This is a genomic window from Ruegeria sp. S84 (genome assembly GCF_056583445.1).
Genome location: NZ_CM152618.1, coordinates 2,289,511 through 2,304,696, shown reverse-complemented (window position 1 = coordinate 2,304,696; position 15,186 = coordinate 2,289,511). Strand labels below are relative to the sequence as shown.

At 57.3% G+C, this 15,186-nt stretch carries 16 protein-coding genes; 3 read left to right on the top strand and 13 right to left on the bottom strand.

Features of this window, described 5'->3' with window-relative positions; all coding sequences use genetic code 11:
- On the bottom strand, nt 1–390 hold the full coding sequence (locus tag AC1DFB_RS11595) for a DUF3307 domain-containing protein (protein ID WP_170397621.1): 390 nt from the start codon (nt 388–390) through the stop codon (nt 1–3).
- Between the two features lie 169 nt (nt 391–559).
- On the opposite strand from AC1DFB_RS11595, the gene AC1DFB_RS11590 reads away from it, so the two are divergent.
- Nucleotides 560–3,601, top strand: a complete 3,042-nt coding sequence (locus tag AC1DFB_RS11590) for an ABC transporter transmembrane domain-containing protein (RefSeq protein ID WP_480921291.1) — start codon at nt 560–562, stop codon at nt 3,599–3,601.
- A 23-nt stretch (nt 3,602–3,624) separates the two neighbouring features.
- Here the strand turns inward: AC1DFB_RS11590 and AC1DFB_RS11585 are convergent, their stop codons facing one another.
- From AC1DFB_RS11585 to AC1DFB_RS11555, 7 genes are all read right to left on the bottom strand, one after another.
- A complete protein-coding gene (locus tag AC1DFB_RS11585; protein WP_170511499.1) occupies nt 3,625–4,857 on the bottom strand; it encodes a mandelate racemase/muconate lactonizing enzyme family protein in 1,233 nt (410 codons plus the stop codon).
- Nucleotides 4,858–4,877: 20 nt separating this feature from the next.
- Entirely contained in the window at nt 4,878–5,972 is a 1,095-nt protein-coding gene (locus AC1DFB_RS11580) for a Zn-dependent alcohol dehydrogenase (protein ID WP_170511497.1), read from the bottom strand.
- 214 nt (nt 5,973–6,186) lie between these two features.
- Nucleotides 6,187–6,900, bottom strand: coding sequence for an alpha/beta fold hydrolase (locus AC1DFB_RS11575; RefSeq protein ID WP_170397608.1), 714 nt, complete (start codon nt 6,898–6,900; stop codon nt 6,187–6,189).
- Between the two features lie 11 nt (nt 6,901–6,911).
- Nucleotides 6,912–7,700 (bottom strand): 3-oxoadipate enol-lactonase, encoded by a 789-nt coding sequence (gene pcaD, locus AC1DFB_RS11570; RefSeq protein WP_480921290.1) that lies wholly within the window; start codon nt 7,698–7,700, stop codon nt 6,912–6,914.
- A 75-nt stretch (nt 7,701–7,775) separates the two neighbouring features.
- On the bottom strand, nt 7,776–8,750 hold the full coding sequence (locus tag AC1DFB_RS11565; RefSeq protein WP_480921289.1) for a threonine ammonia-lyase: 975 nt from the start codon (nt 8,748–8,750) through the stop codon (nt 7,776–7,778).
- A complete protein-coding gene (locus tag AC1DFB_RS11560) occupies nt 8,747–9,574 on the bottom strand; it encodes an alpha/beta fold hydrolase (RefSeq protein ID WP_480921288.1) in 828 nt (275 codons plus the stop codon). Before AC1DFB_RS11560 ends, AC1DFB_RS11565 begins: the two co-directional genes overlap by 4 nt.
- Complete coding sequence (locus AC1DFB_RS11555) at nt 9,574–10,260, bottom strand: haloacid dehalogenase type II (RefSeq protein WP_480921287.1); 687 nt, start codon at nt 10,258–10,260, stop codon at nt 9,574–9,576. Before AC1DFB_RS11555 ends, AC1DFB_RS11560 begins: the two co-directional genes overlap by 1 nt.
- Nucleotides 10,261–10,384: 124 nt before the next feature.
- Here AC1DFB_RS11555 and AC1DFB_RS11550 point away from each other — a divergent pair, with 124 nt between their 5' ends.
- Complete coding sequence (locus AC1DFB_RS11550) at nt 10,385–10,813, top strand: FKBP-type peptidyl-prolyl cis-trans isomerase (RefSeq protein ID WP_170397592.1); 429 nt, start codon at nt 10,385–10,387, stop codon at nt 10,811–10,813.
- Nucleotides 10,814–10,824: 11 nt separating this feature from the next.
- Here AC1DFB_RS11550 and AC1DFB_RS11545 read toward each other — a convergent pair whose 3' ends face one another.
- From AC1DFB_RS11545 to fabA, 4 genes are read right to left on the bottom strand one after another with little or no spacing between them, the layout of a single operon-like run.
- Nucleotides 10,825–11,013, bottom strand: coding sequence for a hypothetical protein (locus tag AC1DFB_RS11545; protein WP_170397589.1), 189 nt, complete (start codon nt 11,011–11,013; stop codon nt 10,825–10,827).
- Nucleotides 11,014–11,072: 59 nt separating this feature from the next.
- Nucleotides 11,073–11,864 (bottom strand): enoyl-ACP reductase FabI, encoded by a 792-nt coding sequence (locus AC1DFB_RS11540; protein ID WP_170397587.1) that lies wholly within the window; start codon nt 11,862–11,864, stop codon nt 11,073–11,075.
- A gap of 5 nt (nt 11,865–11,869) precedes the next feature.
- Nucleotides 11,870–13,099: a beta-ketoacyl-ACP synthase I gene (gene fabB, locus AC1DFB_RS11535; protein WP_170397584.1), complete on the bottom strand. Its 1,230-nt coding sequence runs from the start codon at nt 13,097–13,099 to the stop codon at nt 11,870–11,872.
- Nucleotides 13,100–13,129: 30 nt separating this feature from the next.
- Nucleotides 13,130–13,639 (bottom strand): bifunctional 3-hydroxydecanoyl-ACP dehydratase/trans-2-decenoyl-ACP isomerase, encoded by a 510-nt coding sequence (fabA, locus tag AC1DFB_RS11530; protein ID WP_039538618.1) that lies wholly within the window; start codon nt 13,637–13,639, stop codon nt 13,130–13,132.
- Between the two features lie 187 nt (nt 13,640–13,826).
- Here fabA and irrA point away from each other — a divergent pair, with 187 nt between their 5' ends.
- Nucleotides 13,827–14,243 carry an iron response transcriptional regulator IrrA gene (gene irrA / locus AC1DFB_RS11525; RefSeq protein WP_170397577.1) on the top strand — a complete coding sequence of 139 codons (417 nt, stop codon included), beginning with the start codon at nt 13,827–13,829 and terminating at the stop codon, nt 14,241–14,243.
- 3 nt (nt 14,244–14,246) lie between these two features.
- On the opposite strand, the gene AC1DFB_RS11520 is transcribed toward irrA, so the two are convergent.
- Nucleotides 14,247–15,143 carry a LysR family transcriptional regulator gene (locus AC1DFB_RS11520; RefSeq protein WP_170626511.1) on the bottom strand — a complete coding sequence of 299 codons (897 nt, stop codon included), beginning with the start codon at nt 15,141–15,143 and terminating at the stop codon, nt 14,247–14,249.
- Nucleotides 15,144–15,186: the final 43 nt, after the last annotated feature.

Genomic DNA, 15,186 nt, shown 5'->3' with positions numbered 1-15,186 from the left:
TTAAGCCGCGAAAGCCACCCAAGCCCAGGCCATGCCAATATAAGTAAGGTTGTGAAATAACTGATCCAGACCAGCGGCACGCCAAAAAGCGGCCTGATTGGGTTGCAGCTGTTTGCGGTCAGAATAGTTGGCTTTGGCAAAGTCGATGTGGAAATGCACGATCCATTCCAACGCAGCGATGATCAGTATGAATTCAATCGGGGCGCGAAAGAGCGCGAAAATCACGACCGAACCCACAACATGCACAGCAGCATGTTGCGCGCGCCCCATGTGGAAATACGTGCCTCGCCCGGAAAGCATCTTGGGCGTCTGTAAATAATAGTCGGCGAACATGTGTTTGATCTGAAGCAGGCACAGCAACAGAAACACAGCGCCAAAGCTGGCAGGCAAATGAATCCTCCCGATATCGTCCTGAATCAGGAGATTAGGGGGTAAACGCGAAACGCGCAAATGAACTTGTTCACACAATGCAAATTAGGCGCAAATCGGAAATTCATTTGCTTCCGAGGATACGATTGCGGTAAATTCGGCCCGTTGTATTCACGCCAAAATCAGTGATTTGAGCGGCGGATCGTTAGTAGGGGCGGGTTCAATAGAACGATCGATCTTTCAGTTCATCTGGAAATACTCGAAGCGCGACCAGTTGATTTTGCTGGCCGTGACGTCGACCTTGTTTCCTTTGCTTTACCTGACGTTGGAGCTGCCCAAGCGCATCATCAATGACGCAATCGGCGCGACAAGTCAGATTGTCGATGTCTGGGGTTATAGCCTGACGCAGACCACTTTTCTGATGATCCTGTGCTTTGCCTTTCTGGCTGCGGTGCTGGCGCACGGGCTGATGAAGATGCGTATCAACACCATGAAGGGTGTTCTGAGCGAGCGTATGCTGCGTCGCTTTCGCTATCAGTTGATCAACCGCGCGCTTCGCTTCCCACAACCATATTTTGAGCGGGTCAGTCAGGGCGAAATGGTCTCGATGATAACCGCTGAAAGCGAACCGATGGGTGGGCTGATGGGGGATGCGATCAGTCAGCCCGTGCTGCAGGCCGGACAAATGATCACGATCCTGTCCTTTCTGTTTCTCCAAAGCGTCTGGTTCGGACTCGCCGCGGTGGCGTTGATCCCGCTGCAGGCCTGGCTGATCCCGCGATTGCAACGCCAGATCAATCTTCTGAACAAAAAACGTATTCAAGAGGTCCGCGTCTTAGCTGCCCAGATTGGCGAGAACGCTGCCGGTGCTTCGACCCTGCGCGCCAATGGCGGTTGGCGATATCGGAGGGCGATGATCTCGGACCAACTGGGGCGGCTGTTCGCCATCCGCTTTGAGATCTATCAGAAGAAGTTCTTTATGAAGTTCATCAACAACTTCATATCGCAGCTGACGCCATTCATGTTCTACCTTGTCGGTGGCCTGCTGGTGTTGCAGGGGTCTGTTTCGCTGGGTGCTCTGGTGGCTGCGCTGGCGGCTTACAAAGACTTGAGCTCACCCTGGAAAGAACTGCTGACCTATTATAATCAAACGCAGGACATGTCGCTGCGATGGGATGTTGTGATTGATCGTTTCGCACCGGATGGAATGATTGATGAGGCCCTGTTTGACGGAGAGCCAGCGGATCGTCCACATCTGAATGGCGATATCGTACTGAATCAAGTCTCGGTTCGTGATATCGACGGCAATCAGGTTTTGGATGATCTGGACCTGACGTTCCCAGCAGGTAAAACGGTCGGCATTTCGGCCACCAGCGAGGAAGATCGCCATGCGCTGACCGAGTTGCTGACCCGCGAGATACTGCCAACCTCTGGCCGTATTGAAATCGGCGGCATCGATATGGCTGGCCTGCATCAAAGCGTTGTTGCCCAACGAATAGGTCTAGCAACCTCGCGCCCCATAATGTTTCAGGGCACGTTGGGTGAAAATGTGATGATGCCGATGCGGTCACATCCATTGTCCAAGTCCACCGAGGATCCGGATTTCCCCGAGACGCTGAGGGCAGGCAATAGTGCTGATCCATTCAACGCCGAATGGCTTGACCCCGGAATGGCGGGTTTTGACGATACGGCGCGGCTGCGCGATTGGTGGCTGAAACTGATCGATGGCATGGGCTCGGGCGCGGCGTTGTTTCAGCGCGGTGCCGAGCAGGTGTTTGATGCGAATGAGCGCCCGGAACTGGCAGCAAAGCTGGTCGAATTGCGCCCTCGGGTTCAGAAGGCGGTGCGCGAGGCCGGGCTTGATCAGCAGGCGCTGATTTTCGATCGCTGCGCGTATAACCCTGCGCTACCCGTTGCTGAGAACCTGTTGTTTGCCACCCCCTGCGTTCCGGTGACGCGACAATTGCTGGCACAGCAGACCGTGTTTCTGGGCCAGTTGCGCGAGTTGGGGTTGGATGAAACCCTGATCAGCCTGACACGCGACGTAATTGAGATGCTGCGCCAGATATTTGGGCTTGATGGAACAGATCATCCTTTGTTTCGCAAGCTGGGGCTTGAGGCCCAGACCTACGAGGCCGCGGTTGAATTGGTCGAGCAAACCCGCAAAGAAGGCGCAAACGGGCTGGATGACGAACAATTGGCTAGCTTGCTTTCGGTGCCATTTGTGATCTCGGCCGAGCAGATTGGCCCGGCGTTTTCGGATGAGCTGAAGAACCGCATTCTTGAGCTTCGCCACAGCCACTCGGCCAAATTGCTGGAACCCTTGCACGATGTATTCGTCCCGTTGGATGAAGATGCCTTTGCACCCGGTTTGACGGTTATGGAAAACGCACTGTTTGGCAAGGTCAGCCAGATCGGCGGTGCGCGGACCGACGAGGCGCGCAAACTGATCGTCGATGTTCTGGCCGAGAACGGGGCGCGACCGATGGTGGTGGAACTGATCTATGATGTTCCGGTCTCGATTGGCGGCCAGAACTTGCCTGCCGTATTTGCCGAACCGCTGGCCTTTACGCGCGCTGCGATCAAAAAGCCAGATATTCTGATCCTGGAAACCGCGCTTGCCAGCTATGATATGGAGACACAGGTCGCAGTTTATAAAAATCTGCGTGAATTGCTGCCCGAAACTACTGTAATCTATCTAAATGATGCGTTCGAAAATCCAGATGTTTTCGACATGTATGTTGAAATCCGTCAGGGCCGGGTCGTGACGGGTGAAGGCCCAACCGACGTCGACGGCGACGGTGCGGCGTCTGCCGATCTGGTACGCAAATTGCGTGCGCTTGAGCAGACCCCGTTGTTCTCTGGGCTCGACCGTCGCCAGCTTCGACTGCTGGCCTTTGGTGCGCGCTGGTTCGAAGCGAAACCTGGCCAGGTGGTGTTTCTGAAGGATGATCAGCCAACCGATGGCGCCTATGTCATCCTTGAGGGCGAGGCAGGATTGTACCTGCCGCGTTCGGGCGAGGCCGATCAACTGATCACAACGGTTGGTGCGGGCGCGTTGGTGGGAGAGCTGGGGTTGATCCGAAAAGAGCCTCGGGCGTTGAGCATGGTGGCTGAAACGGAACTGTCCTGCCTACGGATCGGTGAGGAGGAATTTCTGGCGGTCGTCGAGAACGATGCAGCCACAGCCTTTAAACTGTTGCAGGTCATCGCGGGGTATGTCTCGAACTGATCGGCTTGCTCGCCTGTCGATTGTTACCCTTCGGTTGCGGGTGCACCGCCTTGAAACGCATTCCCATTTGCATAGTCACATGGGGTTTCCTGCATCTGTAGGTGCAGCCCGTCACCTTTGTAGGGATGGGCTCGGGCAAGGCCTTCATCGACCTCGATACCAAGGCCGGGCTCGGTCGGAGGAGTGACGAACCCCTTCTCGACGCGGATGCTTCCCTTTATCAGTTGATCGTGGAATGGGGTCTCGATGCTTTCAAGCAGCAGCAGGTTCGGGATCGACGCCGCCAGATGAATATTCGCCGCCCACTCGATCGGTCCCGCATACAGATGGGGTGCCATCTGGGCGTTGAAAACCTCGGCCATTGCGGCGACTTTCTTCATCTCCCATATACCGCCAGCGCGTCCCAACGCAGGCTGAAGGATTTCGGCGGCCCCGGCGCGCAGGACCGTGCCAAATTCCGCTTTGGTTGTCATCCGTTCACCGGTCGCGACAGGGATACGGACAGTGCGCGCCACACGGGCCATATCCTCGATCATGTCGGGGGGTGTGGGTTCTTCGAACCACAGCGGCGAAAAGGGTTCCAGCGCTTGGCCCAGACGTATAGCTCCGGCTGTGTTGAACTGGCCATGAGTACCGAACAGCAGATCGGCCTTGTCTCCAACTGCCTCACGGATCGCTTTGCAAAACGCTATCGACATTGAGATATCGGACATCGCGGGCATGTGTCCACCGCGGATCGTATAAGGCCCGGCGGGATCAAACTTGACGGCGGTATAGCCGCGCCGGACCATTTCAGCAGCACTTTCTCCGGCCTGCTCAGGTGAAGTCCAGAAGTCCGTCAGGTTATGCTGAGGAAGTGGGTAGAGATAGGTGTACGCCCGGATACGGTCGTTCATCCGCCCACCCAGCAGCGCATAGACCGGACGATCACGATCCTTGCCCAAAATGTCCCAGCAGGCGATTTCGAGCCCTGAGAACGCACCCATGACGGTCAGGTCTGGTCGCTGAGTGAAGCCGCTGGAATAGGCGCGGCGGAACATCAACTCGATATTCTCGGGGTTTTCGCCCTGCATATGCCGTTCGAATACATCGCGAATGACATGGGTCATGGCCTCGGGACCAACCGAGGACGCGTAGCATTCCCCCCAACCGATCACGCCCGTATCCGTGGTGACCTTGACCAAAATCCAATAGCGCCCACCCCAACCCGGGGCCGGAGGGGCAGTAACGATGACATCGAGATCTTGCAGTTTCATCGGGCGTTCCTTTTGCGGGTTCAGTCGCGATCGAACAAGATCACGTTGCGTTTGGCCGCACCGGACTTGGTGTCTTCGATGGCCTCATTGATCTGTGACAGGGTCCAGCGACCCGAGATCAACTCGTCCAGTTTCAGCCGCCCCTGTTCATACAGATCGATCATCCACGGGATGTCGCGCTGGATCACTACATCGCCCATTTTTGAGCCCACCATGCCCTGGCCAAGCGCGGCCAGCACGACGGGTTCGTAGCTGGACATGTCACCAGAATGGGGCATCCCGATCATGATCGCCTTGCCGCCCCGACCAAGGTAACGCGGGGCCTGATCATAGGCCGGGATTGCACCAACTGTAATCAAGACGGCGTCTGCGCCACGTCCGCCCAGCGCCTTGTAGGCGGCTTTCCACGGCTCTTTCTGGTTGGCCAAAACACCATGGGTCGCGCCGAACTCCATTGCGATATCCAGCTTATCCTGTGTCATATCGACCGCAACGATACGGCGAGCTCCGGCAATACGTGCGCCTTGGATTGCGTTCAAGCCGACGCCCCCGGCGCCGATGACAACCACGTCCTGCCCGGGGCGAAGCTGGGCGGCGTTGACCGCTGCGCCAACACCGGTGATCACCCCGCAAGACAGCAGGCTGGCAAGGTCCTTGGGCAGGGTCTCAGGTATGCGGACGATCTGTCGGTGGCTGACAACTACCTTTTCGGCAAAGGCCCCGCACGCCATGGCCTGTTCCAGCGCATCACCTTCGGCAGTCTGCAGCGGGCCTTTGACCGTGTCATACGGTGTCTCACAAATGGTGGGCTTGCCACCGGCACAGGACGGACAGCTTCCGCAGGCGCGGATCAACGTGACCACGACGGGATCACCAAGTTTGAAATCCCCTGCGCCCTCGCCAACGGCAGAAACGAAGCCTGCCGCCTCGTGCCCATAAACCGCGGGCAAGTGGCCGCCCCACGCGCCGCTTGCAAAGGAAATGTCCGAATGACAAATCGCGACCGCATCCAGCGTGACCTCGACCTCGCCCATGCCGGGTGGTGCGATCAGGATGTCTTCGATGACCAGAGGTTCGCCGAAGGCCCGGCATACGGCTGCTTTGATGGTTTGCATGTGTTTTCCCGCTCCCTAACGGGATCACGGTGACCCGTCCCGGCGGGACCTGCAAGGTGGAAACCGTCACGGATGTGTCGTTGTTCTGCCAAAGTGGGGTAGACGCAAAAGAATCCACCTATTGATAAGCATTGTGTGGGTCATCGGTTCAGTGTGCGACAACCAAACAGATCGGCGCACGGCGTATCGGGGTCGGGACATCGACGGTGGCTGCTTACATTCGTTGCGAGATCTGGTGCATCAACCCGGCAAGATGCTCAGGATGCGAAAAAAACGGCGAGTGAGAGCTGTCTATCGTGAGGTGCATATCAGGGTCCGCACAGCCCGCCATCTCAGCCTGATATTCGGTCGGAACGATTCGGTCATCGGTGGTTCTGATGTACCCTTTTGGAACGCGCGCGAAGTTATCGCCGACGTCTAGGGGGGTAGTCTGCGGTGCAATCGCCTGGGGGCACAGGCGCGCGAATGCATAGGCAACCACCTCGCGCGCGCAGTCGTGATAAAGCAGGTCGTGCACCTGATCCGGTACCACCGAATACGACAACCCGTCGCCGGATACTTCGACGGCATTTCCGATCAGTTGGCGTGGGGCTCGTTTGCGCATTTCGACCATAGATAGCCCGGATTTCGGAACATAGGCACTTAGATAAATCACACCACGCATGGCGTTCGGGTCGGTCTCGGCAGCCGCACTTACGGGATATCCACCCCACGAGTGCCCCAAGATGATGGTCTTTGGTGTCGAAGCCTTCAGCACGGCATCTCTGCACGTTCCAAGGGTTACATCGCGGATAGGCGTCGGGTCCGAGCCGTGGCTTGGCATATCGATGGCGCGGGCGGTATGTCCGAATGTGGTCAATTCCGGGATCAGATCGCGCCAGCACCAGGCACCGTGCCACGAGCCATGTACAAGCAAGAAATCTGCCAACAATCCCTCCTTCAAATATGTCCGATCTCGGTCAAAAAATCACCAATCAATTGGGCAAAGTCCTGAGGGCGCTCGACGCAGGGCAGGTGGCCTGCCTTTCGGATTAGCGCAAAGCGCGAGCCAGGGATCAGATCAACAGTTTCACGCACCAGATCGGGCGGGGTTGAGCCGTCTTCGCTGCCCGCAATCCCCAAGGTCGGCAGGCGCAATCCGCTGGTTGGCGTATAGAAATCGGTGCCAGAGATTGCAGCGCAGCAGCCCAGATAGCCATCGACCGGTTGTCGGACCATCATGTTGCGCCAAAGCGTCATCTCGGCGCTGGCCCGGAATGATTTCGAGAACCACCGATCCATGGTGGCATCCGCCAGTGCCTCGATCCCGCCTTCACGGACAGCATCCATACGCTGCTGCCACATCTTGGGAGTGCCGATCTTGGCGGCCGTATTCGACAGCACCAGCGCGCGGATCTGATCCATACGCTTGACCGCCAGACCCTGCGCAATCATGCCACCGACGGACAGACCCACGAATACGCAATCCTTGACCTCTAGATAATCCAGCAATTGCTCGGCGTCGCGCACCAGATTTCCCATGGAATAGGGCGCTGAGGGTGCTGATGACAATCCGTGCCCGCGTTTGTCGTACCTAATGATGCGCAGGCCTTTGGGCAGTAGCGGCAATATCGGGTCCCACAGCCGCATATCCGTGCCCAGTGAATTAGCAAACACGATGGGGGCGCCAGCGGCGTCGCCATCAATTCGGTAGTGTATCCGAACATCTTTGAGGTCAGCGATATGCATGTTTAGCGTCCCCTTCTGCTCAGGGTGTCGGTTAAAACGACTACGACCGGATTTTGCACCGGCTGTAAGCGATTGTCAGGTAAGGAATTCCAACGCCCGTTCAAAGATCTGCGGATCCACGTTGCCGCCCGAGGCGACTACGATCACCGCATCCCCATCAATCTGATCCTTGCGAAACAGGGCAGAGGCTAAAGCAACAGCTCCGCCCGGTTCCAGCACGATCTTCAGACGCAGAAACGCAAGGGCCATGGCGCGTAGTGATTCCTGTTCAGATACCGACAGACCAGGGCCGCAAAGCCGCTGAAGGATGGGAAAGGTAATCTGCCCCGGCTGTGGCGTCAGGATTGCGTCGCAGATGTTTCCCGAAGTAGCGTCGTTGCTTTGGATCGTCCCGCTTGCTAGCGAGCGTTTCACGTCTTCGAACCCTTCAGGCTCGCATGGACGAGGGCGCAGACCGGGCGCGTGACGCTCTAACGCCAGCGCAATACCAGATGTCAGCCCACCGCCGCCACAGCAGATCAGCACGTCACCTTCGGTCACGCCCAACGCCCGTGCCTGACGCGCCAGCTCCAGCCCCGTTGTTCCCTGGCCAGCGATCACTAGCGGTTCGTCATAAGGCCGGATCAAGGTCAAACCGCGCTCGGCAGCCAATGCCTCGCCGATGTCTTCGCGGCTTTCGCTGGCACGGTCATATAGGACGACCTCACCGCCCAGCGCGCGGGTATTTTCAATCTTCAGCTTCGGCGCATCCGAGGGCATGACGATGACGGACGAGATTCCATGTTGAGCCGCTGCATAGGCAACACCCTGCGCGTGATTGCCTGAGGAATAGGCGATGACGCCCCGGTTGCGCGCCGCTTCATCCAATGCCGAAATAGCTGACCACGCGCCGCGAAATTTGAAGCTGCCGGTGTGTTGCAGGCATTCGGGTTTGATCAGCACGCGGCGACCCGCGATTTCATCCAGAAAGGGTGATGACAGAAGCGGCGTCTCGCGCACGTGACCTTTCAGCCGCTCGGCGGCGGCTTCGATCATGTCTATGTTGCTCATTTGGCGTCCAGTATCTTGCGGATCAGGTCTAGGGATTGAGGCTCGTTCAGGAACGGGACATGTCCTCGGCCCGGCACTTCGGTCGAGATCAATTCGGGGTGGTGTGCGTGCATCATTTGCACTGTGGCCGCGCTTAAAAGGTCAGAGTTTGCGCCGCGGATCACACCGGTGGGGATCGCACGCAGGGCGTCGACCAAAGGCCACAGGTCCGGTGCCGGGGTGATGGCGGCCTGCTCGATCAACGCTTGTCGCAATGCGGGATCATAGCGCAACTCCAGCCCGGTTCCGGTCTGGATGTATTGATGTTCTACCTGCTGTTTCCAGACGTCCTGAGCGATGCCCGGGAACTGAGGTGCCATCATCGCGTGCAGGACCTGCGCAGCCTCATCATAGGATTGTGAACTTGGGGGATTGCCGACATAGTCCATAATCTTGGCAATGCCACCGGGTTCGATCACCGGGCCAACGTCGTTCAGGATAAGACCTGCCAGCCGGTCAGGATGGCTGGCGGCCAGCGCCATGGCGACCAGCCCCCCGCGTGATGTGCCCAACAGGGTCACTTTCTTCAAGCCCAGTTGATCCAGCAGTTCAACCGCATCCAGCCCCTCGCGCAGGATGTTGTAATTCATGTAGTTCGCATCAAAATCGGACTTGCCGCGCCCGCGATAATCCATCGCAATCATACGAAGATCACTCATATGTGGCGCAAGAAATGAAAAGTCGCGGCAGTTGCGCGTCAAACCGGCCAGGCAAAGCAGAGGATGGCCCGTGCCGGTATCTTCATAGTACAGGCGTTTGCCGTCCGAGGTGGTGAAATATGCCATCAAAGCCCTGCCAATTGAGGGATCGTCGTCAGGTCTGGCAGCACATGTGCAGGTTTCCACGGCAGACGGTCCATTGGTTCGCCAGCGCGGTTGACCCAAGCTGTGACAAATCCATAGCCACTGGCCCCGGCAGCGTCCCACCCGTTTGAGCTGACGAACAGCACTTCATCGCGCGCGCAGCCGAAGCGGTTCTGCACCAGATCGTATACGCTGGTATGGGGTTTGAAGACCCCCACGCTTTCGACCGACAGAACATCATCCAGCACATCACCGATCGCGGCAGACTGCACCGCCCCGTTCAGCATCGGGGGTGAACCGTTGGACAGGATGGCGGTCTGCAACCCACCGGCCTTCAGCGCCTTCAGCATATCGGGGACCTCGGGATAGGCCTGCAACTCCCAATACAAATCGAGCAGACGCTGCCGAAGGGTGTTATCCCCCTGAAGGCCTACCGCTTCCAAGGCCCAATCCAGCCCATCTTGCGTGACATCCCAAAAGTCACAATGCGCATCAGCGACAGCACGCAACCATGTATATTGCAGTTGCTTCAGACGCCAGTGATTGGCCAACTCGGGCCATTTGCTAGCCAACGCTTCAAATCCGGGCTCTGTTGCGGCCTGCCTGGCGGCGGCGGCCACGTCAAACAGAGTACCATAAGCGTCGAATACACACGTGGTGATAGCCATCCGATCCTCCCCTGATCGGGCGCAGGTAATCACAACCGGTTCCGGGGTTAAAGAGGGCAGGGTTTACAATGCTGTGTCAGCCTCTAGGCTGCGCCGTTCATTTCTTTTCAGGCCGGAGGCCATCATGACCGCAATCAAACAAGGCGACACGGTTCGCATCCACTACACCGGAACTCTGCTGGACGGCAAAGTCTTCGACAGTTCCGAGGGGCGCGATCCGTTGGAGTTTGCGGTTGGTTCCGGGCAGATCATACCCGGTCTGGATGCTGCCCTGCCGGGCATGGAGATTGGCGAGAAGAAGCGTGTCGAGATCGATTGCGTTGACGCCTATGGCCCGATCAATCCGGGCATGCGGCAGCAGATCCCGCGTGAAGGCATCCCGGATGACATTCCGCTTGAACCCGGCACGCAGTTACAGATGCAAACTCCTGACGGTCAGGCATTGCCAGTGACTGTCGTCGAGGTAGATGAGGCGACAGTGACCTTGGATGCAAATCATCCACTAGCGGGGCAAGATCTGGTCTTCGATATCGAAATCGTTTCGATCAACTGATGCTGATTGGATCAAAGGCCCGGGATATGTGACAACAACGGCTCAATCGCATCGCGCACGGGCGGTTGGGTCAGAAACACAAAGGCAATCAGCAGCGATGTGAGAATCAGCAGCAAAAGACGCGCACGTCCGCTTCCTGATTTGCGTTTCAAAGCTGGCGAGCGCGTGTTGCTCGCAAGGATCTGTTCAAGTTTGCTCATATCGTAATCCCTGCGGGGCAAAGATGTTCAAATCTTGGCACCCGCAGGGAAAGATATAGTCACATGGCCTCTGGCTGGGGCATGCCCAGAATATGATACCCGCCGTCGACGCGGATGATCTCACCCGAAGTATAGCTGCCGGCGTCGGACGCAAGATAAACGGCGGTGCCTCCGACGGCCTCCAGCGTGGCATTCGAACGCATCGGTGCGTTCTGGTCGCAGAACTTGTAGGTCTTGCGTGCACCACCAATAGCCGCACCCGCCAATGTTTTCATCGGGCCGGGCGAGATGGCGTTCACGCGAATACCCTCGGGGCCCAGATCGTTCGCCAGATAGCGCGTCGCCGATTCCAGCGCAGCCTTGGCGACGCCCATGACATTGTAGTTTGGAACAACCTTGTTCGACCCCTGATAGGTCAGGGTCAACAACGTGCCGCCATTGTCCTTCATCAGCGGATAGGCGCGACGGGCAACTTCGATGAACGAATAGGCCGACACATCCAGCGAGTGTTTGAAGTTTGCCCGCGTGGTGTTCAAGAATCGACCGGTCAGTTCGGACTTGTCCGAATAAGCGATAGCGTGGACAACAAAATCTATTGTTGGCCAGCGGGCGGACAACTCGCCAAACGCGCGATCCAGTGAATCATCATCGGTCACATCCGCATCGACCATGAAGTCGCTGCCCAAGCTTTGGGCCAGCGGTTCGAGCCGTTTGCCAAATGCCTCGCCCTGATAGGTGAAAGCCAGCTCAGCGCCCGCTTCGTGCATGGCTTTGGCGATGCCCCACGCGATAGAGCGGTCATTAGCCACGCCCATGATCAGGCCGCGTTTACCCTTGAGAATATCCGACATCTTGTTCACCCGTTATACTTCGACAGAACCATGGATCCGTTGGTGCCGCCAAAGCCGAAGCTATTGGTCATCACGCTGTCCAAGCCTGCGTTTTCAACCACTTGAGTTGCAATTTCACCGGGCAGGATGCCGTCGGCAAGTGTGTCGACATTGATCGACGGAGTAATGAAATCATGTTCCAGCATGAGCAGGCAGAAGATCGCCTCAAGCGCCCCCGCTGCGCCTTGCGCGTGACCGGTCATCGATTTTGTCGATGAAATCGGAGGCACACTGCCTTCACCAAAGATACGGCGTACGGCTTCGACTTCTCCGACGTCGCCCACTGGGGTCGAGGTGCCGTGGGCATTGATATAGCCGACCTTGCGGCCTTCGGGCACGGTCGACAGCGCCAGACGCATCGCGCGCTCGCCGCCTTCGCCGGATGGTGCCACCATGTCGTGCCCATCAGATGTCGCGGCATAGCCGGTTACTTCGGCATAGATTTTCGCACCGCGCGCCAGCGCATGCTCGAGGTCTTCCAGAACCACGATGCCGCCACCGCCGGAAATCACAAATCCGTCGCGGTTCTGATCGAATGCGCGCGAGGCTTTATCAGGTGTGTCGTTGTACTTGGACGACATCGCACCCATCGCGTCGAACAGGCAGGACAGGGTCCAGTCCAGCTCTTCTCCTCCACCTGCGAACATCACATCCTGCTTTCCCAGCATGATCTGTTCAGCCGCATTGCCGATGCAGTGCAGCGAGGTCGAGCAGGCCGAGGTGATCGAGTAGTTGATACCTTTGATTTTGAACGCGGTCGCCAAGTTCGCAGAAATCGTAGAACACATGCACTTTGGCACTGCAAACGGGCCGATCCGTTTGGTTGCGCCGGTTTTCAGCACGGTTTGGTGCGCGGTCAACATCGCGCTGGTCGATGGTCCACCCGAACCGGCCACCAGACCTGTGCGCGGATTGACCACCTGATCTTCGGTCAGCCCGGCGTCCGCGATGGCCTGATTCATCGCGATATGGGCATAGGCAGCACCCGGACCCATGAACCGCAGGGTCCGCTTGTCCACGTGATCGGCCACATCGATTTTCAGCGAACCGGCGATTTGGCTGCGAAAGCCGTGCTCGACCATCTGTTCGCTTGCTACGATGCCGGATTTGCCTGCTTTGAGCGAGGCGAGCACCTCTTCGGCATTGTTCCCGATCGAGGACACAACCCCCAGACCGGTGACGACTACTCGACGCATGTGCGTACTCCTTATTGCGGCCGGTCAGGCTCAGGCGTCTGACAGAACGACCTTCATATCCTTGACGTCGTATATCAATTCGCCATCGGCTTCGACGATGCCATCTGCCACACCCATGGTCAGGCGGCGCGTCTGGATCGCCTTTTTGAAATCAATCTTATAGGTCAGCATCTTCCGGTCCGGGCGCACCATGCCGGTCAACTTGACCTCTCCGACGCCAACGGCCATGCCACGTCCTTGCCAGCCGCGCCAGCCGAGGTTGAAGCCGGTCAGTTGCCACAAACCGTCCAGGCCCAGACAGCCGGGCATGATCGGATTGCCGGGGAAATGGCAGTCAAAGAACCAAAGGTCAGGTGTGATATCAAATTCGGCCAGCACATGACCCTTGCCATGCGCTCCACCGTCGCCGGAAATCTCGGTAATGCGGTCCATCATCAACATCGGCGGAGCCGGCAACTGCGCGTTGCCAGGGCCAAATAGTTCGCCGCGGGCGCATTTCAGCAGATCGTCCTTGTCAAAACTGCTCGGGAATTGGGCCATTCTGCCGCCTCTCCTGCCTGGGTCCGTTTATTACATCTGGCCTCGTCTATCACCCGTATGCAAGGTCCTGCAAGACCAGCACTCCATATCTTGTTGTGACTACAATATTCTTTGCGAATGAATTTCATTTGAAATTGCAGGCAGGGCGCACTTATATTAAGGGCAGCAAAACACAGGTATCGGATTCATGACACCTCAGAGCCGTGAGATCGCTGCAAATTGGTTGGTTGACGCAGGTTTGCGCCCCACGCGCCAAAGGGTTGCTTTGGCCGAATTGCTTGTGGGCGACGGTCTGCATCGTCATGTGACAGCGGAAAGCCTGTTTGAATCCGCAAAAGCCAAAGGTGACGCGGTTTCGCTGGCGACCGTATACAACACATTGCGGGCGTTTTGCGATGCCGGGGTGCTTCAAGAGATCACTGTTGACGGGTCCAAAAGCTATTTCGACACCAACACGCATGACCATCCGCATTTCTATTGGGAAGACGAAAGCCGTCTGAGCGATGCACCATCCGACCAATTGGTGATCCAACAATTGCCGGAAGCTCCTGAAGGCGTCGAAATCGCATCGGTCGATGTGGTGATCCGCCTGCGGAAGAAGTAACCTCTAATCCTTACATAACAACGTAACCAACGCATGCTCAGCCTGCATGATCATTGGATCTGTCGGCCCCGTGCCATGCCGTGCCAATACAACAGATTCGGTTGCATCTGGATCGGTGATCGGCAGGCTTATCACGCGGACCTGATCATAACTGAAGCCGTTTTTAGGGCTGGTATAGCTTATCCCGATGCCTTCCCCATGAGCGGCCAGACTGCGCGAAAGCTCCAATGATTCCGCTCGGTGCGAGATTGTGGGGTTCAGACCTTTGCGTCTGAAAAGCGCGAGTACATGCTGTGCAGACAAACCCTCTTTAGACAGAATCAGTGGATATGACGCTAGCTCGGTCAGGGTTAGCTGCTTGGCCGCCGCCAGTGTATGATCAGGTGAAAGCAGTGCGTGTGGGGTGCTGTCGAACAACTTCTTGCAGGAAAAACCGGCATCCATGCCGAGGTCATAGGTGAGTGCAAAATCGTATCTGCCATCGATCAGGCCGGAAATCAGGCCTTCGAACGTCTCAACCCCGTGTGTCAGGACGACGTCGGGCAAAGCTTCTTGCAGGCGGTGCAGAGATTGGGCCAGAAGAAAGGGTGCCAGATCGACAAAGCATCCCAGGCGCAATCGGCGCTCGCCGGTTATCGGCTGCTTTGACTGTTCCAAAAGCGCAGCTCGCTTCAACAAGGCCTCGGCCTCTTCGATGAATTTGCGGCCCTGCGGGGTCAGCGCCATCGCGGCACCCCGTCTTCGGGCAAACAGTGGATATCCCAAACGTGATTCGACCCGGGTCAGCGCATTGGACAAGGCAGGTTGCGAGACATTTAGGCGTTGTGCCGCAGCAGACAGGCTGCCATGCCGGCCGATGGCGCAAACATATTCGTACTGGCGCAGAGTGAGGTATAACATAGAGTTAATACCTAATTTGAAAGATATGATTTGAACAGATGTC

Coding starts and splice junctions, on each gene's coding strand:
- AC1DFB_RS11585 (WP_170511499.1), bottom strand. CDS start 4,857: ATGAAACTGCAAGATCTCGATGTCATCGTTACTGCCCCTCCGGCCCCG.
- AC1DFB_RS11580 (WP_170511497.1), bottom strand. CDS start 5,972: ATGCAAACCATCAAAGCAGCCGTATGCCGGGCCTTCGGCGAACCTCTG.
- pcaD (WP_480921290.1), bottom strand. CDS start 7,700: ATGCATATCGCTGACCTCAAAGATGTTCGGATACACTACCGAATTGAT.
- AC1DFB_RS11565 (WP_480921289.1), bottom strand. CDS start 8,750: ATGAGCAACATAGACATGATCGAAGCCGCCGCCGAGCGGCTGAAAGGT.
- AC1DFB_RS11560 (WP_480921288.1), bottom strand. CDS start 9,574: ATGGCATATTTCACCACCTCGGACGGCAAACGCCTGTACTATGAAGAT.
- AC1DFB_RS11555 (WP_480921287.1), bottom strand. CDS start 10,260: ATGGCTATCACCACGTGTGTATTCGACGCTTATGGTACTCTGTTTGAC.
- AC1DFB_RS11550 (WP_170397592.1), top strand. CDS start 10,385: ATGACCGCAATCAAACAAGGCGACACGGTTCGCATCCACTACACCGGA.
- AC1DFB_RS11545 (WP_170397589.1), bottom strand. CDS start 11,013: ATGAGCAAACTTGAACAGATCCTTGCGAGCAACACGCGCTCGCCAGCT.
- AC1DFB_RS11540 (WP_170397587.1), bottom strand. CDS start 11,864: ATGTCGGATATTCTCAAGGGTAAACGCGGCCTGATCATGGGCGTGGCT.
- fabB (WP_170397584.1), bottom strand. CDS start 13,099: ATGCGTCGAGTAGTCGTCACCGGTCTGGGGGTTGTGTCCTCGATCGGG.
- fabA (WP_039538618.1), bottom strand. CDS start 13,639: ATGGCCCAATTCCCGAGCAGTTTTGACAAGGACGATCTGCTGAAATGC.
- irrA (WP_170397577.1), top strand. CDS start 13,827: ATGACACCTCAGAGCCGTGAGATCGCTGCAAATTGGTTGGTTGACGCA.
- AC1DFB_RS11520 (WP_170626511.1), bottom strand. CDS start 15,143: ATGTTATACCTCACTCTGCGCCAGTACGAATATGTTTGCGCCATCGGC.